Source organism: Candidatus Eisenbacteria bacterium (genome assembly GCA_030017955.1).
In the GTDB taxonomy this organism is placed as follows: Bacteria; Eisenbacteria; RBG-16-71-46; order JASEGR01; family JASEGR01; genus JASEGR01.
On record JASEGR010000042.1, the window covers coordinates 1 to 26,178 of the forward strand.

The 26,178-nt window shown below is 56.7% G+C and carries 36 protein-coding genes; 1 reads left to right on the plus strand and 35 read right to left on the minus strand.

The annotated features are described in order from the left end of the window. The 28 genes from QME66_08170 to QME66_08305 all read right to left on the minus strand — a co-directional run. The coding region (locus QME66_08170; protein MDI6808939.1) for a hypothetical protein at window positions 1-247 on the minus strand (247 nt) is incomplete at its 3' end. Further along, window positions 244-537 (minus strand): hypothetical protein, encoded by a 294-nt coding sequence (locus QME66_08175; protein MDI6808940.1) that lies wholly within the window; start codon window positions 535-537, stop codon window positions 244-246. The genes QME66_08170 and QME66_08175, both read right to left, overlap by 4 nt. Before the next feature lie 128 nt (window positions 538-665). After that, window positions 666-1,322, minus strand: a complete 657-nt coding sequence (locus QME66_08180; GenBank protein ID MDI6808941.1) for a hypothetical protein — start codon at window positions 1,320-1,322, stop codon at window positions 666-668. After that, window positions 1,315-1,881, minus strand: a complete 567-nt coding sequence (locus tag QME66_08185) for a hypothetical protein (GenBank protein MDI6808942.1) — start codon at window positions 1,879-1,881, stop codon at window positions 1,315-1,317. The genes QME66_08180 and QME66_08185 overlap by 8 nt, the downstream gene beginning before the upstream one ends. Window positions 1,882-1,892: 11 nt before the next feature. Continuing rightward, complete coding sequence (locus QME66_08190; protein ID MDI6808943.1) at window positions 1,893-2,777, minus strand: hypothetical protein; 885 nt, start codon at window positions 2,775-2,777, stop codon at window positions 1,893-1,895. Window positions 2,778-2,814: 37 nt separating this feature from the next. Continuing rightward, window positions 2,815-2,970, minus strand: coding sequence for a hypothetical protein (locus QME66_08195; protein ID MDI6808944.1), 156 nt, complete (start codon window positions 2,968-2,970; stop codon window positions 2,815-2,817). Continuing rightward, window positions 2,960-3,355, minus strand: coding sequence for a hypothetical protein (locus QME66_08200; GenBank protein MDI6808945.1), 396 nt, complete (start codon window positions 3,353-3,355; stop codon window positions 2,960-2,962). Before QME66_08200 ends, QME66_08195 begins: the two co-directional genes overlap by 11 nt. Before the next feature lie 178 nt (window positions 3,356-3,533). Then, a complete protein-coding gene (locus tag QME66_08205) occupies window positions 3,534-3,734 on the minus strand; it encodes a hypothetical protein (GenBank protein ID MDI6808946.1) in 201 nt (66 codons plus the stop codon). A 22-nt stretch (window positions 3,735-3,756) separates the two neighbouring features. Continuing rightward, on the minus strand, window positions 3,757-4,098 hold the full coding sequence (locus QME66_08210) for a hypothetical protein (GenBank protein MDI6808947.1): 342 nt from the start codon (window positions 4,096-4,098) through the stop codon (window positions 3,757-3,759). A 47-nt stretch (window positions 4,099-4,145) separates the two neighbouring features. Beyond that, the gene (locus tag QME66_08215; GenBank protein MDI6808948.1) at window positions 4,146-4,382 is read right to left on the minus strand and encodes a hypothetical protein; all 237 of its coding nucleotides are present in this window, start codon (window positions 4,380-4,382) and stop codon (window positions 4,146-4,148) included. Window positions 4,383-4,560: 178 nt separating this feature from the next. Beyond that, window positions 4,561-4,704: a hypothetical protein gene (locus QME66_08220; protein ID MDI6808949.1), complete on the minus strand. Its 144-nt coding sequence runs from the start codon at window positions 4,702-4,704 to the stop codon at window positions 4,561-4,563. A gap of 66 nt (window positions 4,705-4,770) precedes the next feature. After that, complete coding sequence (locus tag QME66_08225) at window positions 4,771-5,091, minus strand: hypothetical protein (protein MDI6808950.1); 321 nt, start codon at window positions 5,089-5,091, stop codon at window positions 4,771-4,773. 3 nt (window positions 5,092-5,094) lie between these two features. Further along, window positions 5,095-5,313 carry a hypothetical protein gene (locus QME66_08230; GenBank protein MDI6808951.1) on the minus strand — a complete coding sequence of 73 codons (219 nt, stop codon included), beginning with the start codon at window positions 5,311-5,313 and terminating at the stop codon, window positions 5,095-5,097. Next, window positions 5,310-6,116, minus strand: coding sequence for a hypothetical protein (locus tag QME66_08235; GenBank protein ID MDI6808952.1), 807 nt, complete (start codon window positions 6,114-6,116; stop codon window positions 5,310-5,312). The genes QME66_08230 and QME66_08235 overlap by 4 nt, the downstream gene beginning before the upstream one ends. Continuing rightward, window positions 6,116-8,896, minus strand: coding sequence for a hypothetical protein (locus tag QME66_08240; GenBank protein MDI6808953.1), 2,781 nt, complete (start codon window positions 8,894-8,896; stop codon window positions 6,116-6,118). The genes QME66_08235 and QME66_08240 overlap by 1 nt, the downstream gene beginning before the upstream one ends. Window positions 8,897-8,899: 3 nt before the next feature. Further along, on the minus strand, window positions 8,900-10,063 hold the full coding sequence (locus QME66_08245) for a hypothetical protein (GenBank protein MDI6808954.1): 1,164 nt from the start codon (window positions 10,061-10,063) through the stop codon (window positions 8,900-8,902). After that, the gene (locus tag QME66_08250) at window positions 10,063-11,316 is read right to left on the minus strand and encodes a hypothetical protein (GenBank protein MDI6808955.1); all 1,254 of its coding nucleotides are present in this window, start codon (window positions 11,314-11,316) and stop codon (window positions 10,063-10,065) included. The genes QME66_08245 and QME66_08250 overlap by 1 nt, the downstream gene beginning before the upstream one ends. A 39-nt stretch (window positions 11,317-11,355) precedes the next feature. Further along, window positions 11,356-14,055: a hypothetical protein gene (locus tag QME66_08255; GenBank protein MDI6808956.1), complete on the minus strand. Its 2,700-nt coding sequence runs from the start codon at window positions 14,053-14,055 to the stop codon at window positions 11,356-11,358. Between the two features lie 6 nt (window positions 14,056-14,061). Next, complete coding sequence (locus QME66_08260; GenBank protein MDI6808957.1) at window positions 14,062-14,703, minus strand: hypothetical protein; 642 nt, start codon at window positions 14,701-14,703, stop codon at window positions 14,062-14,064. Between the two features lie 245 nt (window positions 14,704-14,948). Further along, window positions 14,949-15,242: a hypothetical protein gene (locus QME66_08265; GenBank protein ID MDI6808958.1), complete on the minus strand. Its 294-nt coding sequence runs from the start codon at window positions 15,240-15,242 to the stop codon at window positions 14,949-14,951. Between the two features lie 9 nt (window positions 15,243-15,251). Continuing rightward, window positions 15,252-15,944: a hypothetical protein gene (locus QME66_08270; protein MDI6808959.1), complete on the minus strand. Its 693-nt coding sequence runs from the start codon at window positions 15,942-15,944 to the stop codon at window positions 15,252-15,254. Window positions 15,945-15,965: 21 nt separating this feature from the next. Then, window positions 15,966-16,880: a hypothetical protein gene (locus tag QME66_08275; GenBank protein MDI6808960.1), complete on the minus strand. Its 915-nt coding sequence runs from the start codon at window positions 16,878-16,880 to the stop codon at window positions 15,966-15,968. Window positions 16,881-16,896: 16 nt separating this feature from the next. Then, on the minus strand, window positions 16,897-17,436 hold the full coding sequence (locus tag QME66_08280; GenBank protein ID MDI6808961.1) for a hypothetical protein: 540 nt from the start codon (window positions 17,434-17,436) through the stop codon (window positions 16,897-16,899). A gap of 3 nt (window positions 17,437-17,439) precedes the next feature. Then, window positions 17,440-17,895, minus strand: a complete 456-nt coding sequence (locus tag QME66_08285; protein MDI6808962.1) for a hypothetical protein — start codon at window positions 17,893-17,895, stop codon at window positions 17,440-17,442. Further along, a complete protein-coding gene (locus tag QME66_08290) occupies window positions 17,892-18,608 on the minus strand; it encodes a hypothetical protein (protein MDI6808963.1) in 717 nt (238 codons plus the stop codon). Before QME66_08290 ends, QME66_08285 begins: the two co-directional genes overlap by 4 nt. After that, complete coding sequence (locus QME66_08295) at window positions 18,595-18,933, minus strand: hypothetical protein (protein MDI6808964.1); 339 nt, start codon at window positions 18,931-18,933, stop codon at window positions 18,595-18,597. Before QME66_08295 ends, QME66_08290 begins: the two co-directional genes overlap by 14 nt. A 30-nt stretch (window positions 18,934-18,963) precedes the next feature. Further along, on the minus strand, window positions 18,964-21,096 hold the full coding sequence (locus QME66_08300) for a hypothetical protein (protein ID MDI6808965.1): 2,133 nt from the start codon (window positions 21,094-21,096) through the stop codon (window positions 18,964-18,966). Beyond that, window positions 21,097-21,306, minus strand: coding sequence for a hypothetical protein (locus QME66_08305; protein MDI6808966.1), 210 nt, complete (start codon window positions 21,304-21,306; stop codon window positions 21,097-21,099). Window positions 21,307-21,321: 15 nt separating this feature from the next. On the opposite strand from QME66_08305, the gene QME66_08310 reads away from it, so the two are divergent. Beyond that, on the plus strand, window positions 21,322-21,453 hold the full coding sequence (locus tag QME66_08310) for a hypothetical protein (protein ID MDI6808967.1): 132 nt from the start codon (window positions 21,322-21,324) through the stop codon (window positions 21,451-21,453). Window positions 21,454-21,484: 31 nt separating this feature from the next. On the opposite strand, the gene QME66_08315 is transcribed toward QME66_08310, so the two are convergent. From QME66_08315 to QME66_08345, 7 genes are all read right to left on the minus strand, one after another. Then, a complete protein-coding gene (locus tag QME66_08315; GenBank protein MDI6808968.1) occupies window positions 21,485-21,640 on the minus strand; it encodes a hypothetical protein in 156 nt (51 codons plus the stop codon). A gap of 94 nt (window positions 21,641-21,734) precedes the next feature. After that, entirely contained in the window at window positions 21,735-21,983 is a 249-nt protein-coding gene (locus QME66_08320; protein ID MDI6808969.1) for a hypothetical protein, read from the minus strand. Window positions 21,984-22,014: 31 nt separating this feature from the next. Continuing rightward, entirely contained in the window at window positions 22,015-22,305 is a 291-nt protein-coding gene (locus tag QME66_08325) for a hypothetical protein (GenBank protein MDI6808970.1), read from the minus strand. A gap of 202 nt (window positions 22,306-22,507) precedes the next feature. Beyond that, window positions 22,508-24,088, minus strand: a complete 1,581-nt coding sequence (locus tag QME66_08330) for a hypothetical protein (GenBank protein ID MDI6808971.1) — start codon at window positions 24,086-24,088, stop codon at window positions 22,508-22,510. Next, on the minus strand, window positions 24,060-24,563 hold the full coding sequence (locus QME66_08335) for a hypothetical protein (protein MDI6808972.1): 504 nt from the start codon (window positions 24,561-24,563) through the stop codon (window positions 24,060-24,062). Before QME66_08335 ends, QME66_08330 begins: the two co-directional genes overlap by 29 nt. Further along, on the minus strand, window positions 24,548-24,745 hold the full coding sequence (locus QME66_08340; GenBank protein ID MDI6808973.1) for a hypothetical protein: 198 nt from the start codon (window positions 24,743-24,745) through the stop codon (window positions 24,548-24,550). Before QME66_08340 ends, QME66_08335 begins: the two co-directional genes overlap by 16 nt. Window positions 24,746-24,953: 208 nt before the next feature. Then, window positions 24,954-25,694 carry a hypothetical protein gene (locus QME66_08345; protein ID MDI6808974.1) on the minus strand — a complete coding sequence of 247 codons (741 nt, stop codon included), beginning with the start codon at window positions 25,692-25,694 and terminating at the stop codon, window positions 24,954-24,956. Window positions 25,695-26,178: the final 484 nt, after the last annotated feature.

Sequence of the window (26,178 nt, forward strand, 5' to 3'; positions counted from 1 at the left end):
TGGCGAGCCGCGGCCGGTCCTCTCCCGCCGGAACAAACCGCAGGGCACGCTCTGCAATTTCACAGGCGCATAGCACAATTTCCCGGTGCTTAGGCCACCCCGGATGCTTGTGATGCTTGCCAACCAGCCATATCATCCAATCGCCACGCTCACATTCAGCCCAGGCGCGTTCGAGCGTGCGGTGACCAACCCATGTGATAGCCTCCGCGCAGGCGCCCATGTTTTCGAGGTACGTTTGGAATGTCATTTCAGCTTCGTCTCGATAGCGTCAGCCAGCGCATACGCTGCGCCGATCCGTGCTTTCAAATCCTCGGATGCTAACACATCGAGCAATTTCGCCCACTCGCGTATCTCTTCCGCCGCTTTCTTCAGGGCTTCGGTGTGGGAAGCGTTCCATGCACAACGCATCTGCTCGATTACGTAATCCGTCGTCTCTGAAACAGTATAACCAAGTCCCACCCGTCCAGATATTTTCAACCACTCCTTAAACATCATTTCCGCTTTCTCGTTCTTGGTGGTTTCGGGAGCGGCATCCATAAGTCCGGCATGGGAATCCTTGACCTCACAAATTGATCAGAGTGGAGATGCTCTTTCAGAAAGTTACAGGTCCACGGTTCGTTGAGTTCCATCACGTCACCTCATGCGGGGCGTTCCTATGTCGTCGCTCATGCCGCCCTTTGACTCGGGGAGGGATCGTTGTAGATTTCCACTCCAGGTATCTGCATGGTCCCCTTGGTCGCTCTGACAACTCCACCGATTTTCACAGTATCGGGCGTGAGATATTCTCGTGGAATCTCGCTCTCGTTCGTAATGCGGAATTTCCAGTGATCGATCATCGAAAGACCCGCCACTTTCGGGAGAGTCGAAGCAACGACCACGGGCGCGACTACGATGGGCTTCTCTATGAGTTTTTCAGCCTGTTCGACCTTGCCATTTTTTTCAAGTTGAACCGCTTGGGCGATACGCCTGTCCTCCGCTTCTTTCCTAGCGGCCGCCTCCGCAACACGCTGGGCCTGCTCCCGTTCGAGCCGTTTTTTCTGGTTCCACGCTCCAGTCTGCCCGTCGATATGCGCTTGCGCGGCGGCTAATTGGTCAAGCACCGCATTCTCTTCAGCTAAGAGCGCCTTTTTCGCTGCATCCATGGCCTTTTTCGGCTTCTCCCACAACGCTTTCCATCGTTTGATGGCTCCTCGAATCTGGCCGCCCATCGTAGCAGCCTCAACGTAAGTTTCGTCGTCAATAACTCGAAGAGCTTTCACACGAATGGCTAGAGCGTTTGTTTCTACCCGCACCGCATCCGTCTCTGTCGCCGTTTCATCCATTGTTTTTTCTCCAGTTGTGCAAACACAATGCCGCGAGAAACACGGCCTCGTCGTTTTCATCCTCGAATATTTTCAACTGATACTTGCCATTCTCGGTGAGTCTGACGCCCATTCGTCGGTCGGCGCCGACTATGCGGTTGTACGCGGCGGTCTGCAAGGCCGCGCCATTTAGAATCGGACCCGTTTTGATATCGAGCAAAATCGTTCCCGGTTCGTCGCCGAACCGTCCCACCCGGTCCAATGTGCCCGCGTACCGGTACACAGGATCGTAGACACGCGACTCTATGAGTGTAGACACAAATTGAGTGTCGCGCCGAAACAACCGCCATCCCTCAAGATACCCCACCAACGTGGGGTCCACGCTCTTGGGGTCCAGTGTGTCTCGATCATTCATGGCCGTGAGCCGGTGAACGAAATCCCCCCGTTGCTTCGCCGCTTCCAACACGTCAGACGCAATCATCGAATAATCCGTTATTCTTTCCGACTCCAAAACCCCAGTCACGTGGGGGACGAGTACTCCACCCATGCGGTATTCGTGTCGGATGGGATCGAATTCCAAATTCGGCGTGTTCATCCTGCCGAACCCGGTTCCATGGCGTCGACCCGGGTGGACAATTCCTTCAAGCAGCACTCGCGCATCTCGATATTGTGTTTTTTGTAGTTGGCTTTCGATGGATCTTCTGCGTTCTGCGCAAACATATCCGCGTACCATTCCAGTTTGTCCAGCGTCATTTCGCTCAGCCAGACGCCTGTATCTTTGCCGAATGTGATCTTACGGTCATGGACTGTCCGAGGCGGCACGTCCGAGTTGATTGAGGCCGTAGGTTTCGGCTGTGTCGCTTCATTAGGCTTTGGTTTTTCAGCAGGCTCCATGAATTGCGCCGTGGGCGTCACATTGCTCTTTTCTCCCTTTTTGTACCATACGGTTTTGGTTTTCCCGTCCCAACCCTTTTCTTGCCGACTCCCGGCATAGCGTGCTTTCCAGTCCCGCGTGAATTCCGGTTTCCAAAGTTCCAGACTCACGCCCATGTGTTTGCACACCCGCATCAGGGCGTTGCTTCTCGCTCCCTCGATGGCGTCGCCATACGTCATTGTCTTGTTCGTCGGCTGGTACTCCTGCTGGCCAACGGCGTAGGAGATGAACTGCCCCCGCACATAGAGAGAGAAGGACCACAAGATGAGATTGCCTTCCATTTTCGGTTTCCCATCCGGGAGCAATGTCCACTCGGTCCCGAATGCAGCCGTCAAACGCTCGTGGTAGAACACCCACGGAAGATAGACGAGGCCGTCGGGCCGGATTTCGATTTCCATGGGGTTGACTGGTTGATATAGTTTCTCCCGTTCATCGAGCGTTGTCATCAACATGCCCGTTGTATTCCCAGCCGGAATGATTGATTCGGGAAGTTCGCTGACCACAGCTGTTTCCGGTTTGTAGGTCGCTAATTCTTCACTCATTTGGTTTTCTCCGTTTCTATTTTTCTTGAACACACGATCACTCACGCCAGCATTGTCCACAGTCGGACTCCACCGTCCACACTGCTCCGCACAGTCCACACTCGTAGTGGACTATGTGCCGGCCGTTCTCGTCGTGAGTGATATCGGTCTCATCGACATGGGGCATCGTTGGGGCGTGGTCGTCACAGAGCATTAGACCGCCCCTCCCATCGCTGCGGGGTAGACAAGGCTCCCCGCCCCCAATTCGCATTCTGAGTTCCCTCGATACGATGGAGCAATTGGGTAGCGTCGCAAATGACCAGGTAGGTGAGGCCCAGCCTTTCACAGTTCGACTGAAAAACAATTTGATCCGGCGAGAGTCGCGCACGCAAATCGCGTTTTACTTCGACCGCATACCATTTCCGGTTCGCTCCGATGAACAAATCAGGCGCTCCCTGGGTGGAGCCGATGCCCTGAATCACTTTGACAATCAGCCAGTCCTTCGCGGCGCAGAGATCCCGAATCGCGGATTTCACGGAACCTTCCGGCGTCAGCTTGCGCTTGCGGCGCGAGTTGCCCCAAGGGGGGAGACCGCTCATTTCACCACCGCCTCACACCATTTGTATCCGCACACAATGCAATGCCGACAGATATGCTCGCTTGAATGCTTCAGCCAACATGCATCTCCGACTCGTTCCGTCTCATGGTATGTCGCTATTGCGCCGCGACAGCCGCATTTGGAGCACGAATGGTGCCGGCCGAAATCTGGAAGCGCACTCACGGCCACACTATGCCCGCGAGAATCGCCTCGCGCCGTTGCTTCGCAAGGCGCACAAACTGGACTTCGTTTTGAGGCCATTGTTCGGAAAACCTGAGAAGGGATTTCTGGACCGATTCCGGTGAACGGCATTTGCCGAGTTGGATCATGAAATTCGCTATCGATGCCTCGCGTTTGCGCTGTCGGATAGCGTTGGTCATTTCCTCGCCCTCCGCTTGCGTTTCATTTCCGCCCCTCGAAGAGGAAAGCGGAAGGCGCCTTTTCAAGTGTGCGTGCTACGACCCGTCCGTACTCGTCGCCATCCCATGTTGGGTCTGACCTATTCTCGTAAACAAGTAGTACAGACCGTAGCTCCGTCGCCCACGCCGCGAGTTTATCCCGCTCCCGCTCGAGGGCGCCGCGTTCGGCATTATTTTCAATGACGAGCTTTTTCAAGGACTCGATCAGTTCGATATTGTCGGCCAACCATTTTTCACGGGATAGATAATGAGACACGTGGGAACCGCATATTACTTGGTCCCCTTGAGGGTAGAACCGACAGCTACAGGCTACAATGCTTGCCATCTGCGGATCCGCACGAGGAAAAGTACGCGCATAATTAAGAGGACGTTTCATTTCTTCGCTTCGATGGCCTTGATGGCCTTGGCGATGCATTTTGGACAGGCCCAGTCTCTTTCCCAGTGAGAGCAATTGACTTTGTCCTGCCTCACCAGTTCCGCCGCTTTCTTCAGGGCTTCGGTGTGGGAAGCGTTCCAAATCGCTCGAGCTTCCTCCTCCTCGCAATCGAAACCATTATCCCCCACTACGTTCCGAGACCACCACTCGTCAAAAGAAATTGATCCACCCACGGCTTCGGTCTGCCTTTGGCTCAAACGGCGGAGCTTGGGCCGGTAATGAAAGCGACCTTCATCGTGAGTGGATCGATTTTGCTCCGCCACTTTCATCTGGAACGACTTTTACCGACTTTTACCACAGCCGGAAAACTTGTCAAGCAAAATCGGTAAATCTCGCTCCTAGAGCGGCGGGCTATTTCCTTGGCGCCCTCGGCACAATCAGTTTCAGGCCGATCAACACGACGAGCGTGATGATAGTGCCCAGCACCATGTCGAAAACGGTTTCGGCTATCGTCCGTTTAGGCGGCGGGTCCTGAGCCATCCGATTAGGAACCATGCAGCGACCGCGAGAGAAAACGCGGCCAGGGCAAATCGTTCCATGGAACGGGCCTGAGCTGGCGTTTCATCGCGGTTTGTTCCACTCCACGTGCAGGTGATTGCCCTCCACTAACACGTCATACTCCGGCCCCAGTTCAGCCCGAATTTTCGCGTAGGTCCCCTGCACGTCGGTTGGTCTCTTCGGCTGAACGACGTCGAAGTCGAAGGCACACATGCTGTAATGGTAGCTGTTTTCCCCATGCTCGCCCTCGATGCCGGATGTGAGTCGGACGGTCGGATCGCCGGAGGCCCAATAGTGTTTGCAGACGGCAGAAATGATCCGTAGGACCGGCTCCAGAAACATGGTCGGCAGAACGACTCCGGGCTTGACGATGAGGCGGTTCATTGTCTACGGCGTCACCCGATCAATTTTCCGTTCAATCCGTTCGAGTCGCCGGATGATCTCCGCCTGGCCGGATTCCACAATTACAAGGCGCGTGGACTGGCGGGCGATCTCCATTCCCTGCTCGCGGACCGCTCCGCTTGACGACGCGAACACATAGCCCACAAGCGAAACGATCAAGGCGAACATGACGCCGATGATGGACCAAAGGTGCTTGGTGGTCACGCGCCTACCCCCTGAAAACTCATGTTGAACCAACTATATCCGGATAGGACGGAGACCGGACTGCCGGAGTCCTGCTGGGCAGCTACGGACACCTGGTCGTTTGCAGTAAAGAGTTTGGTAACGGAAATGCCCGTGAAGGCCCATGAGGAGGCGGACCCTGGTACCTGACAGACGCGGTCTGGAGACATAGCCACCCCGCCAACCCATAGTCTTGCCAGTCGCGCCCCGAGCGCCACGTTGGACCAACTTAGCCCCACATCGACAGCGTAGACGCCCGTGATCGGAACGACGAAGCGATAGTTCGCCGTGTTGGCCATTGAGGCATACCCAGTTCCATCCGCCGTATCGAACTTGACAACGGCCGGCGCGGCACCCGAGATTACCCCCTGATCGGCGCTCATTTTCAGCGCCGCCCACGGGCGAGGAACTTGGTCGTAGGTCACCCAGGTGAGATTCCCCGTGGTCGCCGCCGCGTGGCGCATGATGCCGCGGTCTAAGGACATATCGAAAGTCAATGCCCACGAGGGTCGGGCCGTATCGTGAGATTTCCATGAGCCGCCCCCGAAGGTGGCGTTGATCGTCATGCTAAGCGCCCGGTCTTGGAACTGCACCGTTCCAGCTGTCAGCGTTGTTGCCACCGCCTTCAATGTGCGCGATCCATCGCGCTGAACGGCGTCATTGCAAGATCGGACGACAGACAGGCTCCAGATCTCGATGGACCGCGTAAGCTCCTTCCAATTGTCCTCCTGGCTTTTTTTCTTGTCGTACTGGGGGAGGATGGGCTGAGAGATAAATCCGCTCATCAGAATGTCCCGACGGTCCCGAAACCAGATTCGCGTTCTTTTGGCTCCGGCGTGAGCATCGACCGTGTACTGGGCAGCCCGGGTGGAGTCGGAACGCCTCCCACGGCTTGACGCAAGGCCTTGAGACCTTGGCGTCTCACGTCATCTGCGGTGTATTTCTCAGACATCATCGCTATCGCTAGTCCGATAGGCGCCGCCGCGGTGACCACAACATCGCGCATGATGGGGGGCAACAAGCTACGTTGCGCTACGAATTCCTGACCGCCGAAGAACTCTGCCGGAATCGCAAGGGCCATCCCGGCCATGCCAAGAACGCTCGTCATCGCGAGAGGGTTGAAGACATATTCATAGGTCTCCCTGTCCCGCTCTTTCCTGGCGGTGTCGCCCATGGTTCGGCGTAGTTCAAAGGCCGCCGCGGAAGGTACGCCGAACGCGATGGTTTCAGTCAGGGCCTTCACTTTGTCGTTCTTCCAGAGCTTGTAGAGATGCTTTGAATGTTGAAACCCCCAGCCTTGGAAACGGGATGCAATGACGCCGAGTGCACTGGATCTCCATGCAACGGGGAGCTTGTGGGCTTCCGAGACGGGTTGAACTTCTTCGACAAGCCGTTGAACGCCTTGGTACTTCTCGAAAGCTGAAAGCGCCCCCCCTCTGACGACCCTATCCGGGTCGATCCTGGCCTCGCGCAGTGCGCTTGCGGCTTTGGCGAACTGGCGCCGACCGGCCTTGTCCGCCGTTGCGCTGAGAAGATTTTTCACTTGTCGATCCAAGTAGACCTTGGCAGCCGCGTTGTTGAACGTCCTCACAACCACATCCGTAGGCGTGAAGCCGGTGTATTTCAAATAGCCCTCGCTGATTCGTGATAGGGCGCCGTTAACCGATAGCATATCCTGCATCGATCTTCGAAAGACCTGCTGGGCGTCCATAAGGGCTTCCCGGTCGGCGCCCTTGAGAACATTCCGTACGCCCCGCATGAAGTCGCCGGCCCCAAAATAGACCATGCCCTTGCTAATTTCAGGCATATTGATGATGGCTGATCTGCCGAGCTTGAGCGCGTTGTAGGCGCCCTCCCATTTGAGCCATGCCTGGTCCGCCTTTGGGATGAGGGATTCGCCCATGAGTAGGCCGGTTGCCTTCCTGACAAGCTCCTCATCTGCACCCGATGAGACCATCTGTTTGATGAGCAATTCCTTCTCCGGTAACGCGGCTCGCTGGACGAGCGCCGACAGCGGAGCGTTGACGATCTCCTGATCCTTCATCCCGCCGAAAGCCCGGAGCGCCCCAATCCGCCTCAATGTTGACGCGATGTAGAGTGGGTAGGCCCGCTTCAGATCGGTCATGAATCCCATGTCCTCCCAGAATTCAGCGCCGAGGGATGGGAGTTGACGGCCCCGTTGAAAAGCCCCATGACTCACCATGACGTCAGAGCTCACCATGTCCTGCCAGAGCATTTCCAGTTGTTCGGGTGTGTCGAACACTCCTTCAGCGCGCTTCCCTGGCGCGAACCACTTCGCCCACTTCTCCCCAGCCTCGTTATTTTTGAGGCGCTTGCCTACCACCACCTCGTCCGCCATCCGTGGGAGGTGACCCTTGCGGGTCTCGTACAATACAAAGCCGTCCTTCCTCTTGGTGACGACGCCATTGGACAGACTCAGGCGGTCCATGAAGCCCTCGATTTCGTCGATGGCTTGGATCTGTTTCTCCATGCCCTTGGGTAGTGGGGTTCCAAGCTCCTTGGCGTTGATGATCGCATGGTTATCCTGCCTCTTCAGGCCGTCGACTATCTTCTTGAACCCCGACTCGACATAGATTCCCCTGCCCCCGCGGTTCACGTAGTCCTGTACCTTTAGGCCCTTGGAAAGGAACTCCGATCCGGCCTGACCCGATTTGTCGCCTAGAACGGTTTCAATGCTCGTGCCAAGTGCCCTAAACGACTGTGCTTTGAGAGGGTCTACTCCTGCCGACTTCATGACATCTACGGTCCACGGTTGCTCTATGACATCCGCTGTCCTACCTAAAATGTCGGACATGGCCTGATTCGCTTGTGGACCGGCTACCTTGGCCACTTTCCGGCCTATATAAAGGCCCGCGAGGGCTTTGCCTGCTCCGATAGCACCCCGGCCCACGGCGCCGCCCAGCGCCCATTCTCCGGCTGTCTTTGCCACATCCTCGCCTTGGGCGGCCCCGAACGCGGCTCCGGCGGTCAAGTCTAAGACAGGTTTTCCGATAAGTCTGGCGCCTGCTATCCCTGCTACAGCCCCGTAGTCGCCCAGCTTTCTCGCTTCTTTGATTGATTTTGCCGCGGTCTTGGCGATCCGCGCTGCACCAGGAGCTTTGCTGAGAAGACCACCTACTCCCATCGCCGGAAGTGCGGAACCCAATATCCCACCCACGATCTCTTGTCCTGTGGTGGGAATCTCTTCGGGGAGGTAGGAAGGCATTCCAGGTCTGCCGCTGCCTGGCTTGAGGGGTAGATCTCTGGCAACACCTACGCCCGCCGCGGCCGTCTCTCTGAGTCCTTCTGCCGTCTCCGGTGACATCAACCCGGTTTTCTCGCCTATGTACCCCCCCGCGCGAAGCGGGAACATGGCTGTTTTGGCGGTTGTTTCGAGGGCCGAGGAGAGTATGCCCCGTCCTGTACTCGGCGCCCGTTGCATCTGGGGAGGTGTGCCGAACTCCTCGACGAATGCGTTGAGAACGGCCTTTTGAGTCTGCTGGTCCGCTCTCGTGTAATCCGGGTCGGTCATAAGACGGTCGAAGAGGGCCGCAACGTCAGCCATGGCCTACCTACTGCTGATCCCGCGCTTGACTCGGCGGTACCGCTCCTCGTCTTCCGGCTCCTCTTTGGCTTTTCCTGTCTCGCTTTTCCAGATACCCTTCAACCAAGTCACAGCCTTGTTCCATCGGGTGATTTCGGCTGCGGCGGCTTCCTTCGACATGGTGCTCCGGTTCGCGGCGGCTTCCCCAATTATACCGGCGAGTCTTGCGATGACGGAGGGATCATTGAAGTCGAGTGTACTGATGTCGCCTAGCTCACCGGCGTAGGCGTCAAGCATTGTTTGCACCGCCGCGTTCGGAAGTTGGCGGACTGTGCCATCAGCCTGCTTGACCTTTGGCCCCGGTATCGCCGCAAGGGTGAGAAACTCCTTGGTTGATACAAGGGCGATCTCCCTGCGTATTTTCTCCTGTTCGACGGGCAGCTTGCGAGCCTTTGTGTGATCTTCGATGAGCCTTGCCCGGACGTTGTTGAAGTCATCCATTGTCTTGGAGAGATCCCCGAAGGTGTCGCCGGTCCCGCCCTTCAAACTGAAAGCGATGCTGGTTGGACTCATGCTGAGCGATTCGATCTGACCACTCTGTTGCATTTGCATGGCGGCGGCTTGGAGGGCATCCAGACGACGCATCGTGTTGGCTTCCATCGCAAGTTTCGTCTTTTCTGCCTCAAACTCCTTGTCCGATCCTCCCTTGATGTAGTGGGCTTGCCGAAGGAGTGATTCGCGTTCCGGTTCGCTCTGGGCGGCTCCGGCAAGATTCAACGCCTTCGTGTATTGGGCCGCTTGGATACTTTTCTGGGTCTCCTCTCCTGTTTTCGCCGCCTCCATTGCGATCTGGGAACGGGCTTGGGCGATCTCGGGACGGGGGGCTTCCATGTAGCCCGTTCCTCCTCTGGCGGGTGTGAGGAATCCCCTGGACTTCATAAGCTCAAGCCCTTCGGGACCCATGCCGCTTACATCAACAGCTTGGCCGATTTGCTCAGGTCTGGGCTGGGGCTGCATCGCAAGGGACTGCAAACTCGAGGCAAGTATGGCCTCCTGTCGCTTCCGCTCGTTCTCCTCCATCTGCTGAGCAAGGAGCATCTGGCGCTGTTTGTCCGCTTGTGCCTCGGCCAGACTGCTGCCGCCTACGTTGAGCAAGCCCGCCGCGAGAACGTTTCTAAAATTCGCCATTATGAAACCAGCTGTCTTCCATATTCCTCACCCGCGCCTCTCCCAACGGCGCCGACCACATCTCCAACAACCCCGTAACTCCTGCCGCCCTGTTGGGCCATCTGAGGCGACAGCAGACCCATGTACTGGAGTTGAGCGTTGAGAGCCTGCATCTGGGGGTTTTGCATCTGGAGATCGGAAAGCATACCGGCTTGTTGGAGGCCTAGTTTTGAGGTGGTTGTTGCGGCGTCCAGTTGCATACCTGCAAGAGCCTGAGCTTGTTGCATGTTCAGTCCTGTGCCCTTAAGAGCCAATTCAGCCCCGGCGATGTCGCCCTGCTGCGCAAGTTGGGCGGAGCGGAGAGCCGCATCTTGATTCATCTGCGTAGCCATGAGTCCCTGTCTGCCCGTTTCGGTCTGCGCTTGTAGCATTCGGTTGGCCTCTTCACTGCCGAGTCCGCCCAGACTTGTGAGTCCGCCGAGCCGTTGCTGGCCCATACCAAGGCCAAGCTGACCCATTCCCTGAGCAAACTGGCCTTGCATGCCCGCGGCTTGGAGGGCTGCTTGTCGTTCGGATTCAAGAAGCTGCGCTCTCTGCTGAGCGAACTGGCCGGCTGATTGGGCCGCTGCCATGGCCGCCAGATTCCCCATACCTCCCGCTGTCGCCGCTCCGGTGAAACCTTGCTCCCTCAATTGTCCAAGAGCATTGGCCATGGAGGTTTCCTGCATTTTGCCGAGGGCGGCGCTCTGGGCAAGCGTAGCGGCACTCTGTCCACTTCCGGCCCCTTGCGTAAAGGCTCCGAGTCCGCCCATGACGCCCGCAAGATTTTGTTGAGCCTGAGTCACCGATTGGTCCGGCGTGAAGCCCTGCAAGCCTTGCATGGCAGCAGTCAGTTCTCCGGGCCTTTGCGCCGTGAAGGTCTGCCCCTGAGCCTGTTGAAGGCCGGTCGGTGCGCCACCGATGCTGAACTGCGTCTGCGCTTGAGGACCCAAACTCGTCGGCCCTTGAACAGCCGGATTGAAGTTTTGGACGGTATCCATTGCTGCCCATTTATTTACCTGGCCCGCACCGGTGGCCTGAGCGATCATACCAGTCGGTCCTCCGAGGGCCTTCATTTGGGCCTCGTACGCCGCTTCCTGCTCCGGAGACGAAAACTGTAGGCTCTGTCCCCCCTGTTTGCCGCCGAAAAGGAGTCCTTTTGTCCAGTCCCCTGCGGCTGAAGCAGCCGCACTCACTTGCTTGTATCCGGGGATATTTTTGTCGAGCCAACCCATAGTCCTAATCCTCCCTCATTGTGCCCAAAAGTAAATAGGTCACGCCGGTACCGCCCCGTAGTCTGCGTAGTGGATTCTGAGCCATCTGAGCGACATGGACGTGTCAGTTGTCGTGTTCGCGGGCGTCTGCGTGAGCCTGACCATGTGAGTCCGTCCGACCACCATTCCATTGCCCCGGCTGAGACTTGTTCCAGCGGTGGAGCCGTACGTCAGTGTGTTGGTGCCGAAATTGGCCCAGTTGATCCCGCCGTCGCCGGAGACTTCCATTTGCAGTCGTCCGCTATAGGTGGGGTCGTAAGCGACCTCGATGGCATTGACCTCCTTCTCGCGGTCCTCGCTGGTAAGATCGGGTATGGGCAAAACCATTTCCTTCGACACCCATTGACTGCTGAACAGGGTGCCGCCGCCGATGGAGGCCGTGAAATCGATGCCGGGACCGTCGGAACGGAAGGCGACGAGATTCCGATTGGAATCGACCGCGAACAGACGCCTTTCAAGAGTGTAGTCGAGCTTGTCTACGTAGGCGACAGCCTGTAGCGGATGCGCAGTGAAATCCTGGATGTACCAACTCCCCTCCCTATAGTTATAGACGATGGCATAGGTCAGATTGCGGCTTGCCGTTGTGGGAATGAACCACATGAATTCCCCATCGGCTTCATTCCTCACGGCTTGGGTCCAGTGCGCATAGTTCCAATTGATGTTGTCTTCGATGAAGCGGGTCAGGGGGCAGGGAAAGGCGTCGATCCGACTTCCATTGAAGTTCAGGATTCTTCCGTCACGGCACAAATAGAGATGCCCATTTTCCCAGGAGATCAGGGCGTCCGGTCCTATGGGCGCGGGACCTACGTTCAGGTAGTCCTGCGTGAAAGGGTTGATCGAGTCCCCCGTAGGTCGCAAAAGAGTGATACCGTACCCACGATAAATGACAAGAGCGTTCTGGATGCCCAGCTTTTTCATGGTGATCAAGTCCCCTGTTCCGTTGTTGATGTTCGCCGCCCCGGCGCCATCGGTGGGATACTGGTTCCACCAAGAGTAGGGTTCGTTGACGCGGGTCCACATGATGCGGAAGGGGTAGAGGGTGCGTACCACAGAAAGGGCCACGTCAAAGACTCCAACGTCACCGGCGAAAAGTCTGCCGTTCCAGGCCTCGATCAACCTTGCAAGAGGCGCTGTATTCGATGTGATGCTAAAGGTTCGCGCAGAGCCGGTCATGGCGACATTGGTCCACACGGTATCATTCTCGTAGCCCCAATAGATATTGTGGTGGACACTGGTCATCTGAGCCGTAGAGACGAAACTCTGCTCGTAATTGTCTCCGGCGGTTCTGGAGGGATCGGAGAGGATTGCTGTCGCAACTTGGAATCGGCGATCCGGTTCACTATCCCATTTCCAGAAAGTGGGTCTTATTGCGAATCTGTCGTAGGCGCCTGTTCCATTCGGAAGGGAATTGGCTATAACCGTACCGCTCGACGCTTGGATCGTGTTGGATTCATATACGGGGCCTGTTACCGACCTGTACCAGTTCGTATAGAAACCGACCCCGGAGACCGATGGAAAATCAAAAGGATGCGCCAGGGTAAGTTGTGCGTTCGACTGTACCGATGCTATGCGATACCAGCGTATGCCTGTTCCACCAGCCTCAAGACCTATCTCATCGCCTGCTCTCAACAGAAGCGTGGTGGAGAAATTCGCCCCGGTCCCATTCACCGTTGCCGATCCCTGAGAGATAGTGACCGTGCCGCTCGGATTGATATCCCAAGCTTGGACATAGCCGGTATTGAGTTGTGATCCGAACTGTCCGCGTATGGCGATGTTGTTCCACGCGCCTGCGGAGCCTGCGCCTGCCGTTCCGCGGAATCTCTCGTTGAGCAAAGTCGCGCCTACGAGGCAGTATGACCTTAAATCAGAATGGCGGTCTAGGCCATCAATTTCGGCTCCTACATCATTCTTGAGTCGAAGCCAACTCCCGACCCTGACGCCGGTTGCCGTGACCGTCCTCGATCCCGGAGTGACGGCCAAGTTTCCGGAGGTTACGCTCCCGCCGATGTCCCTGACATTTGTGCCACCCGATACCGATACGGAGGAGGTTGTTCGTGATAGCGCGGAGTAAACAGCTGGCTGGATGCTTCCATCCTGGAGGGATCGAACTCCTTGAGATGTTCCGTACCGCGTGGTGCTGTAGGAGAGGCCGGTCCCCCCCGCCGATGGCAGGGAAACAAGTTCAATGCTGGTGTTGCTTGTTACAGACCGAATCGCCAGACTCTGGGCGCCCACGGTAAGCGATGCTCCGGGATGGATACCTCTTGCCAGCCAAGCGGTGCCGGTTCCGGCCATCGTCCTTGACCCTGTGGAGAGTGACACAGTTCCTCTGTTGTAACTATTGCCAACAAGACTTCCCCTGGTTGTCGGAGAGTTGACCTGAAAAATGCCCGCCCGTCCTACAATCCGCAAAACAGTGACATCGACCGATCCCTTATTGCTCGCGGTCAAGTTGGGCGTAGCAACCGAAAATATCTGGTGAATATCGTTTGCCGTGCCGCATGGCAGGGTTGCAAGTTGACCGATTCTTGAGATCGAAGGTCTGCGGAAGAGCGATCCTTTTCTCACCGTCCAGTTGGTTCCCCCGCTCGCCTGGTTCGCCTCGATGCTTGCCTGGTCGAGGTCGGAGTTGCGTCCGGTGAAGGGCCGGAGTGTGAGGCTGTAATTCTGTCCGCTTCTGCGGGGATCGTTCTGCGGCATATATGGCTACCGGATGAGGGGCCGGAGCGTCACCTCGATATTGCGCGTCTCGATCTGTTGGACGCTCGTGGTCTGCGGCAGACGCTTCGGGTCGATTCCGAGATCCGTGAGGAGCATGTCGTGTTCGGCCCGGATCGTCATTGCCCTTTCATTCCCATGAAGTTCCATGATGGCGACGTATTGAGAGTGCTTGAGGTGAACCGATTCAAAGGCTTCGTCGTACGCATGGGTGGACGTGCCACTGGGCACGGTCGGTTGACGTTGATAAGTGATGCGGAAGGCCCTTCCCACGCTGAGGCTGTTGCCGAGGTAGAATGTTCGATCCTGACGGGCGGCGTCGGAGATGTCCCCGGCCGTGAAGGTGCGTTTGTCGATCCAGCTACGGGGAACGAGGGTGACCTTGTGCCTTGTGGGACGGATCTCCTGGATGTGATAGATCGCCCTGAGATCAGCGGGCAGGGTGAAACTTACGGTGCCCGGATTGACGCTTCGGTCATATGTCCTGACGAACTCCGGTAGGTCCGGGATGTGGGATATGAACCAGTAGCCATCACGTCGCCAGCGGGTGAGTCGCGTGGAGGTATCGTTTCGGGAACCCGTGAGCCGGGTGAGTTCAGACTCGAATGAGGTTGCGCTTAATTTGGGCATCAGATGTCCGAGCCTTCATCGAGGCCGTCATAGAAGGCGAATTTGTTCTCCCCTTCTAGGGGAGGGTTGGTTTGCTCGTGTACCCTGCGCTGGGCGCGTTCGTAAGAGAGGTCCTCGTAGCAAGTGTCGATACACCGCCAATGTCCCTTTTGCTTTCGGAGGCGATCAATGGGGTAATCGAAACCGCAGATGGAGCATTCCTTCCAGGGCTTTCCGTCCGCGACGGCGTTCCTTGGCATTGCACCCTAGACCCTCGATGTTCTGACGGTGACGACGCCTCTTGTAAGCGTTCCCACGTTGAGATTCCTGCCCCAGACATCAACGGTGTCGATGACGGTTGTCGTAGTGGAAGCCGCTGCGGCGAGGGTCACAATTCTATCAGGCGAGGCTACGGCGCCGAACCTGAGTCCACAGAGGGCGGTGGTGGCGGCTGAGGGCACGTACCAAGAGACGGTGGAGACCTTGGAGGCTCCTGCCAGAGTCTGCCCCGCGGCGGTGAAGATCGTGTAGGCTTTCCCTTGTACGGCTGGTGCCGCCATGGGCGCCTCCTAATTCGATCCGCGCTTTTGCGGGAACCAGAGAATTTGTCCCGCTGGGACGGCCTGGCTTGCCGAGGTCACAACGTCGAGTCTGAGGTTCGTGCTGACCGGAAGGGTCGTGGCGCTGCCAGCCGTGAGCGAGGTCAGAGTTCCTGCCGTCACGGTCGCCGTGAAGGTTCGGCCAAAGATGTCACCCGCCGCGGCGTTTCCGATGCCGATGGTGACGTTCTGGCCTGACGTGACCGACATCCGCGTATTCAGGACGATGAAGCAGGAGCCCCGATTAAGGGTGGTTACGGATGTGTTACGGTATACGACTCTGTTGGAGACATCGGTGCCTGCGTTGAGGCTCGGTATCGGGATGGGAATGTACATCTCCCGCGAGGAGGCCGACAGGAGACCCGGCGTGATCGTGTTCGAGGCTATGTCCACGGCGTTGACGGAACCCGCCGCCAAGGACGCCGTGATGTCGCGGCCATCGGAGTCCTGGTCGGTCGGATACGACGTATGGGTCCGCAATCGTCCGAGGTGATCGAACCAGAGATACTGATTGGTGACCGTCCCGGAGTCGTTGACCTTCTGGAGGTCTAGGACGGCCGGCTGGTTGGCCGCGGGCTGCGCCCTGAGCAGGATCGTTGCCGCCGGCTGACCGGCTCTACCCGATCCGAAGGCCGTTGTTTGGTTGATGATCGTGGAGGGCATATCAACCTCCCTTGACCGGGCCTAAGCCCCGATCGTGCCCCAGGCGCCCAGGTAATGCGTTACGCCGGTTGCGTAGCGGCCCACCAGTTTGAACTTCGAGTCCCCTGAATCGAAGTCGTCCGACTCCTCGAACTTGAATTGCTGCCGCCAGAGCCACTGAAGGCCGTGGTCGTCCGTAGGCTTCCCGAGCAGGCACCATCCGTCCGTATCCGTGTAGAACGGGCTGCACAGGTAGGAGAGGTTTTCACCTAGGATCGCGTTGATGGCATTGTTCGCGTTGTCTGGTCGGAGTTCCGATTCCAGGACCTCCTTGAAATTCCATTGCTGTTCGACGGCGCCCAGCACCAGATCCGGATCGATCATGACGTACTGATTATCATCATCGACGAACTTCTTGAAGACCTCAAGAGCGGTCTGGAGGTTGTTCACCGTGAAGTCGAGTTCGGCGGCCGGCCGGTTCGCCTGCGTCCCGCCACGCAGAAGCGTGTGGGCCGTGTTGAACCAGGAGAGCGAATCGTAACTGGTGAAGTTGGTCCCGAACCCGTTGTTGAACGGATAGAACGTGTCCACATTCACGCGGTTGCGTCCCGACTTCGAGAGCTTCCTCGCCATGCGGTTCGCCACGTTGTAGAGATCATCCTGTTGCATCTCCCAGGTGACGCGGAAGCCCAGGCCGAACGTGGTGGCGGTGTATCGCCGGGTTGTCCCGCCCACAGGTTCGTCGTAGGTGACGCCCACGCCTTCAGCTTTCTCCGGCATGGCGCCGAGTCCGCTGACGGGATAATCGTCGATGTACCCGCGCTTCTGGCGCTGTAGGACATCATCGACGTTGAAGAGTCTCTTGTAGAGGAACGGGCGGCCTTCAAGGTCGTCGAAGATGACCTTGCGGAGGCCGGGCGCCCTCAGACTTGCGAAATTGGTTGTTCTCATGGCCATGGTTCATCCTCCTCCGTTAAGCGCCCCAGGGCAGGACCTTGTCGTTCTCGAACGTGAATTCGACGGCGCCATTGACATCGCCGATCTCATCGATGAGAGACAACACAGTCACATAGGTGTTCGTGGTCTGGCCGAAGTTCACGGTCCAGATGCCCGATCCACCTCCCGATGACAGGTTGAGGAGTCCGTACTTACTTCCAACCATCGCCGCGGTGAGCGATTGATCCGCCCTGTTGAGGCAGACATTGGCCCGGAAGCTCACAGGGGGAGCCGTGGTGTACACCTCTAACTGCGTGTTCTTGTTGTTCGACGTCGCCGTCCGATTCGTGAACGGTTCGGTCACGATGCCGACCGGAGTCACGCTGGCCGCAAGGGACGCGTTCGGGGCCGTCGCATTGGCCTTCCGAATACGCCCGCTCGACAGATCGACGAGCTGATTGACGTTGTTGCCCGACAGGACGCTCTGACTCGTGGCCTCGAAGAATGAGGTCGTGGGAAAGTTCCCAATCGAGTTGGACCTGTACGGGCGCATGGGCTCACGAGTGATCGTTGCCATCCGCTATTCCTCCTCTCCCGGTTTCGGGATGGCCACCTTTTCCCCTTTTGGCCTGAATTTTTTGTCGAAATCTGTAACCCCATCGCTGCCGATTGGATGGACGCCTCTGAGCTTCGTAGCTTCCTTGTCCATCATATCGCCGGATGCCTTCCGCCCCGCCTGATAGCGGTCAAGAGCTTCCTGCTGCTTGGCTTTCTGGCGTCGTTGGTAATTTTCCTCGTTCGTCTCGAACAGGGCGACCCCGCCTACATCGGGCGCTCCGCTGACGCGGGTGTATCCATGGCGCCTCAAAACGCTGGCCCTCATGTCTGATTTCGATCCCCTCGACACATCGATCCAGCGACCGCGTTTTCCGTCCTTCAGATGGGTGGCTTCGATCTCGGCCATCACCGCGTCGATGCCTGTGCCATTGCGCCTTCGTTCGACGAGTTCCTTGACCATTTCGATCTCGCGATTCATATATTCGCCACCCTGTCCGGGCCGTATCTCCTGTAGGTCTTCGCGTCCAGACCATCGCGCTTGGCGAAGGCGGCCTCATCCTCGTTTAGGGCGCCATCCTCATCCTCCTCCGGTTCTACCTGCCTCTTTCTGCTGTGGACGGTTGGAGCCTGTGCCTCGGCCTGCATTTTGCGTTCGGCGTTTTCCTCGGCCTCTATAATTTCCTCGAATGTGGCGATGTAGGCGCCCGGTTCCGCTCTCTGATCCAGGGTCAATTTCTCCATGACCGTATCGATTCTGGAAAGGACTTCCGCTGTGCAGCGTTCGTCGCGCATGACTTCCATGCGCTCCTTCTTGCCCATGTGGCTTAGGAGGTTGTTGATTTTTTCGTCTCTTGCGCCGATGATTTTTGAGAAGATCGGATCGAGGATGTTGGTCGCCCAAGCCGTCATCCCCGCGCATGCGCCCTCCTTGTTGAAGCTCTCATCAACCTCTTCTTGGATCTGTTGGAGAGTGCGACCTTTCTCGCGTGGCATCGCCAACTTGAGCGTGTCAATTTCTCGGTGTACCCCTTCTTTGACCTCTCGGAGCGCCGCTTCCGATGCGGCGAGTTTCGTCTTCAGTTCGGTGACTTCCGCCATGGGGTCGGGTCCCTTGGCGGTTACCTCCTCTTTCGGCTCCTCCACCGGTGGTCCTTTGCCCTCTTCGGACTTGGTAGGTTCAATATCCGCCAAGTTTCGCCTTCCCTCCTTCCGCTTCCTGCCTCATTTCGGTTTCTGCGTTCTCGAGGGTTTTCTTCCACTGTTCGGATCTGGTCACAGGCTGAGAGATCGAAGCGTAGGTCGCATTCTTTTCCCCTTGAATCACCATGAGTTCGTAGGGGTCTCTGCAGGTTCGCATCTTACACTCAAGGGATGCCAGATTCTCTTTCCACGCCTGAACGAGATCCAGCCATACGGGATTCTTCATGAATTCCGCGTAGGCCGCGATGGCCTGACGTGAGGTATTGGCGATCTCGCTGAGTCTGTTCTCCGGAGGTTTCTCCATGTTCGTAGACAAAATGCGCCTTTGTGCCAGGATGTCAATAGGTCAGGCGGGAAGCTGGGGCGGCCCCGTGGTGGCCGACTGTTGTGGCGGAGCCGCCCCCTGTTGCGGTGCCGGGGGTAGCGGCACCGGACTTTGAGGCAGGGCAGCGGGCGTCTGGGGTTGGCCCTGCTCTCGTGTATCGATGAGTTCTATCGGCGCTCCCTTCGCCTTGAGCATATTAACCTGTTGCTTGATGATCTGGGTTGCCATCTCGGGGGACATCGAGGAGAGGTTGGGCGGGAGTTCGACAAGAAGCTCGTTCTTGCGTCGGATGCCGAAAGCCTCAAGGAATTCTTCCGTGATGACGTTCATTCCTTCGGCGATCTTCCCGGCGAGGAGTTTCACCTCCGGGGGGGCATTCGGATTCGACATCATGCCGGCCAGTTCCATCATCTGTTTGTAGTAACCCGTGAGCATGTTGTTGGTAAGAAGGATTGCTTGGCGGCGGATTTCTTCGTTCATGTTTTCGGTCGAAGCGGAGCATTTGACGAAGAGGCGTCCTCTGAGTGGCATCTGGGGAAGGAGGAAAAAGCGTTCGAGCGGGGCGCCATCGGGGCCGAGGATCGAGAAAATCTTTCCGAGTGGCGCATGTTGTTGGGCGAGTTCGAGCGTGTGCATCCCGATGCCTCCCACCGCCGAGCGGAAGTTGTCGAGGATCTTCGAGAAGCGCCTCAGATTCTCCCTTAGCCCGGCCATGAAGGCCGTCGCGGAGGCCCGGCCTTTGGCGATCTGGCTCATATCGCGCCCGCTATTGAGTTCGCTGATCCCGCTCTTGCGTTCGACCTGAGCCTGTAAAAGCTGTTCCTCATTGATCATGGATTGAATATCGAGTTGACGACCGATGACCTCCATCATCATGTCCTTTTCAGGGTCATCCATAAAAAATACCTTGTTGGGCCAGATGGTGGTGTTTTCGGTCGTGAGTCCGCTGTTCTTCCGGGCTTTTACAAGGATCGTATTCGCGGCGGTGGCGGCGTCCCTCCTCTGCTTGTGGATCGCGTTCGATTCGGAGTCCTCGGATTCAAACATCGCGCAGAAGCCGCGGGAGAGAAATTTATTCTTCCGCCTCTGGCAGTGGAAGTCGAAGAAGGGCCAGATGTTGTTATTGTAAGGATGCGGGAGGACGCCAAGGATCGTCTCGGTCTCCGGATGGAACCAGAGGACCCACCTACGGCGTTTTGGTTTTGAGGTTTTTCGTTTCGTCCAGGGATCGACTTTGAATCTCCACTCGAACCAGACCTCGAAGAACGTATTGACTTGCTCCGTCGCTTCCTCCGTGCCGGTGGCCCTATCCTCTTCGGCCAGTTCGCGCCGTTCCTCGCCTGCCGATTTCCAGGATTCTTTGATCTTGTCGGTTCTCTCCTTGATCCAGCCGTGCTCTTCGATGTAGTTCTCGACCCCGCGGCGGGACCGGGCCCGAAAGCGTTCGGCGACCCACGGCATATGCTGAAGCTCGCGGTATCCCAGGGGGAACCAGAAGTCTACGAGCGGCACATGGTAGAGCCTCGTTGCGCTGACTTCGACGGTGCGTTCGATCATTTCAAGGGTCTTGGATCCCATCCCCTTCATGAGTTCGGCTTTCGAGATGGCGCCGTTCCCTCTTGCCGCGCGTTCCATTTCTTTGGTCGCGTTGTCCCAGAGCTTCGAGAAGTTGACGTTTCTGAAAAGTCTTACGGTTTCCTCGTTGATCTCGAAGACGCCCTTTATGAGACTCGTTCCAATTTGCAAACATTCCAGGACGGCGGGTTCGATGGAGGGCCATAGGTTGAGATCCTTGTCGTTGTCGGCGCACCACTGGAGGTATTCCTCTGACGGCTTGCAGATGGGCAGGAGTCGCCTGTCCTTCGCATCACAGATGAAGGGGAGGCGGTTCGCCTTCAGCACGTTCATCTGGATCGAGAATACGGTGTCGACCACGTACTGGGTCAGACCCGTTTTTGGGTTGGCGGATCTCGGCCATGGGAAGTTGGACTCGCCTTCATGGATGCTCTCGTACTGTTTTTCCCAGTCGGCTATCTTGGCGTGGAGGCGTTGTCTCTTCCGTTCCTGCGCCTGGAGTTCATCCTTGAGGAATTCGAGAATATCTTTCTCGTCTTCCTCGGCGGGGAGGAACGGGGGCAGGCGCGTGATGGCCAACTACTTCTTCAGGAGCTTGTTGAGCTTGAGCGCGGAGAAGATCCCCGCCGCGGCCAGCAGGATCTGGTCGATGATGGTTTTCTTTTCCGGGCTGACGGCCGTATCAGGCGCGAGGCCCGCGGCCTCCGCCAGTTTCCACAAAATGTAGACGGACAGACTGATGATGGTTCGGTAGCCTTCAAGGTTCATGGGTTTTGTCTCATCTTTCATTGGAGTCACCTCCTCATGATGCGTGAACGGGCGCTTGAAAACGGCGTACCCGTTTTGGAAGGAAATCTGCACCAGCTCCCATCCTTCGACGCCATGATGGGAAAGGTTTCGGACGTTCTCGATCCAGGAGCCATTCAGCGGGATTGAGATGGCTTTGAATTCCCACATCGAAACGATGTCACTTCATCCGGCTGGGTCTGCCGCCTCCGGCCACCAGACCGAAGTAGCCCTGTTGTTTCTTTGTGATTTTCTTGCCCCTCACGCTCCCATGCCTGAGCATTTTCCTTGCCTTTGCCATGGAGAGGCGCATGACTCCGCTGTGCATCCCGGCCATCTTATGTTACCTCGCTCTTCCTACCTCTTGGCCAAGAAGTTTTTTGAGTTTCCTGCGGTATCGTTTTCTCCTGGCGTGGGCGACCAGTGCCAGTTTATGCCGCAGCAGCAGGTTTTTCACTGGGTTCAAGTTCGGACACGTAGCGCCTCAGCCGGTGGATATTGCCCGCCGTGTTGATGGCGGCGACAAGTTTCTGGTTTCGTTCCTTGAGGCTGCGGATTTCCTCCTCGGGGTCACGTTCCCGCTCTTTCTTGGATGACGCGGCCTTATGTTTGGGCGGCATGGATTTGAGGATCTTCTTGATCCTGGCTCTGGTTTCGTCGGACACTTGGGATTTCTTCATGGTATGGATGCTCTTCCTATGTGCCCGAAAGTCAAGAGGTCCATGCTTCCGGTACAAGCAGAACGTCTTCATACTGCTTCGCGAAGTCTCGTGCATCCGGGGTGAACCCTGTGGCGGAAAGAATGACCAAATACCTTCCGGCATATCGCCGAATTTCAGTCACACGCTTAAGATCGGTCGCCGAAATCTTTTTGCCACCCTTCGCCTCAAATCGACAGGCCATGGTCCCACCCGCGGTGAGCAAGGTAGCCCTTGGCCTGTCGAGAATGCTCTGCTGAATGTCCCTTGGGACCGGAACTATGGTGTATGGTGTGCTTCCCATGTTTGCCTTATTCTATCATGTTTTAGGGTGGTCCTTATGGAGGACGATGGAGATCATGGGTTTTTTGCCTCGCACGATGATGAATTCCTTGATGATCGATTGGATATGATCCTCATGGCCTGTTTCTCCGTAGAGGATGAGCGAGGCGCGGCGGGCGAGATCCTGATCCATCGGGGTTCGGATCGGGCGGTCTTCCTCGGTTTCAGGCCCCATATCCGGTGTAGGCTGAGACTTGGGACAGGTGTCGGTCGAGTTGTTTTTCGTGCCAGTTGGAGGAGTCGTCTTCTCTACTGAACTGGCGGCCGTCAGGGTAACGGAGCAGGGGGCCGTCTTTGCCGCCATCGACGAGGTACCAGAGGGCGTCGAGGACATCCTTTTTTTGGCTCATGGGGAAGGTGATGTACTCCTCGACGAACTCTTTTTGGCTTTTCCTGATATAGACCGCTCCGCTCTCAAAGACACCGTCCAAGGAGCGTATGCGGCTGTTCTTGTCGCCGTCCTTGCCCGCTTTCCTCGTCACGATGGGGAGGCTGATGCTTCGCGCGTGTGCTTTCTCCTTGACCGTTTGGGCGTACAGATTCATGAATCCATTTGCTTCCCAGCCGATTTTAGACGGTCTGAATCGTCGATATCGATGGATTACGGCATCGACGACATCGCCGGAGGACGCCCCGTATCTGGCCCAGACATCCAGGACGAAGACGCGACCGGAGTTGTCTTTTGCTGCGGTCACGACGGCGGTTCGGCTTTTGGCGATCTTCGAGTCGGTCCCGGGATCGACCATCATGGCGACATAAAGGTCTTTCCGTTCGAGTTGCCTCTGTGGTAGTCCGTCCTTGAGCGGTATAATGGCGCCCCCTTCGATGTCGAGATCATAATTCATGAGCCATGACTCCTTGAAATCCGCGTTATCGGGGTGGATAGGGTTTAGGAGCACCTGGCAGGAATAGAAATAGGGACCTTCTTTCTGTCTCATTTTTGCGAGGTGGTCATCCGGGAACCTTTCGGGAAAGGTGGACTTACCGTCGATTTCTCCGGGTAGTATGAATTTCCTCACGGTGGGGTCATCGATGAGGTCCTTGTAAATGTCATCGTAGGCCCAGCGTGTGCCCATCATGTACATCTGGCCTACCCTTCCATCGACGAAGAGGTGTTCGGCCAGTTTGACCCAGTTCCTCGCGTGTTGCATGAGGGTGGGGGAGCAGGAGGCGGCGTCGGCGATGAGGTCATCAAGGATGATGACGTCGTAGTGTCTACTGACGACGGTGCCATCGACACCGACGACATCGACGGTCCCTTCGGGTCTGTCGTATCCCGGAGGCCTCCGCATTTCGATGCGATGGTTGGACCATGCGACTTTTCGGATATCGGGTATCAGTTCCGGATAGAGCCATCTGAGCATGCGGTTTTGCTGCCATTGGGATCGTATGGATTTGAGGAAGTTTTCCGCGTTCTCGATCTTCTCGTTCACGATGAGGGTCGAGGCCGCAGGATTTCTGATGATATTTTGGATGGTCTTCCCTATCGTGACGAAGCTGGATTTGAAGTATCCCCTTGGGAGAAGGACAAGAAGATCGTCTCTATGACCCCAACCAGGGACCGGAGTGTCATCGAGGAACTTGGACAGGGTTCCGTGGACGTGTTTTACGGCCTTGTTCATACCAAGTACGACGGTGCAGAGGGTGAAGAGGCTGCGCTTACAGAGGTCTCTCAGGCGTTGGCGCGTGGCTTCCGTGGCCTCCTCACTCGAAAAGTCAAACCTTAGATCCTGCGGGTAGTTCATATTGTGGCTCTGCAACGGCGTCGATGACTTCATGGAGACTCTGGAAGGCTTCGTTGAATGCCTTGATGTTGTCCGGCGTCAGGGGACAGAGAGGCACGTCCTGCTGTTTCTTCTCTTTGGTTTCCCCCCTGTCGAGGAGTTCCGCGGCAGCTCTTACCCTATCCGCGTCCCTGTCACCCTCCTCACAAACCTCGATGAGAGTTTCGACGGCGGTCAGTCCAGCCCCTCTGATCCTGTCGTCCTTGAGTCTCGGAAGCAGTTCAGCCGTCTTTCTCGCCTTCACATGATCTGCGTCGCTTGCAGTCTGGATCGCGTTGATGATGTGTTCGAGGTCGAGTCCGAGATGGGCATACTTGGAGGCGATAGTCTTGTACTGCATGCCACGGTGAAACAGCACGAGAAAGTCATGGCGCAATCCGATGGCCTTCTCAGGAACGAATAGGGGTGCGGGCGGAGAGGCTACGATCTCATCCATGTTATCTTTCCGTACTCTTCCTGCTCTACCGTCCGAGTCGGACTCAGGATTCTGAATCCTCCGATCCCTTGGTTGTCTTGGATGACAATGAGCGCGCAGCCTTCCTTGTCGTGAAACTCGGTCAGCGTGAATCCGCCGAGGGACCACGGGGTGACCGCGATGGCTTGGAATGTTATTCTCATCGGGCTGCCTCAGAGCAAATCAGGATGGCATACCCCTGATCCGGCCCGGCCGGTTTTCCATCCCGAACTCGCGACGCGGCAACGGCGGCGGCTTTCCCGTCCGCGTAGGGTCCCATGCAGCCCTCACCGATCCACTCACGCTCTCGGACTCGCAGGTTGACCAACCACTCTCCGGTTGTCTTATCTCTCCAAGGCCAAGCATGAAACGTCATTTGAAGGGAACCTGCTCCATGAAACGTTTGAGTTGTCCCGCGCCGGTTCTGTTGACAACCTTCACCCCGTATGTTGACAATATGTATGCCCACGTCTCCATCTTGCGAGCGGCGCAGAACTGATCCTCCCGACACATAATGAGCTTCCCCTCAATATCTTCGCAACACATCGCATTCCGATGGTCCTTGAAATAAGCCACCTCGTCCGTATGAAACTTCCCTCCAGGCAACGCAAAGTCCGCGCCAATCAAATGAATCTCCGATGCCCCCAAGAAATCCGCCAAATGCAAACTCATCGTCCCCGTGTTGTACGAGTACTCCAAAGCCGGTAAACTCAACGGCGTCCCGGTGTAGACCTGCTCATGCCCCAACCCAGAACAACGAAACCAATATGTCAACGCCTCAGTCACCATCCCAGGATCAACCCAATTACAAAATACTCCATTCCGATAGTGAGGCAACCCACCCCACAACCTCCTACACATCTCCTCCGTAATGGACCCATCGGCCAACAAAAAATAATCCACAGGCTCACCCATCACGGCCTCCCAATGCACCGCCCCACGATTGATCCCAATCGTAATTGTTCCACGTGGAACACCCCGTTGCTTCAATACGCGTAAGTTGTCCTCCACACTCGGCCCCGCAAAAATCACATAGATAACCGCCCCCCGGTTCATGCCAATAATCAAATCAATGGAGTCGTTGAACCTGCTCGAATTGAGAATGGTGTTCACCCTCCTCCTGTGAATGTACGGCCCGTCAAAACACGCAGGCATGTGCAACTCCAAACTCTCAAATGTCGCCCTCCAATCCCTACACAAATATGTAATACCAGCAGCCTCCATCGCCAAATAAACATGATCCCCACTAGGTGATTGATACTGTGTCGGTATTTTAGGTATCACTAGATTGAGTAACATGGGAATAAATTAGTTGAGGCCAATCATTGAAAAAGTATCAGCGGTGTGAGAGGAAGGAACATCATCGTCACCCAAGACCTCCGAGGGAGGGGGGGGCCTAACGCCTGAGAAAGGAAGGAAGACTCGAAGACTCGTCTTCCTTCATGGGGACTCAGACCCCCCCCTCCTGACAGTCCGAATCCCCCAGACTCGCAGGAGTATGAAAAGAAAACCACCCAGCTCCCCCCACACCCCCACAACTTTTGTTTAAATTCGCTTGCAAGAGAATACCCCATTAAAAATGAGGGCCGAGATTCAG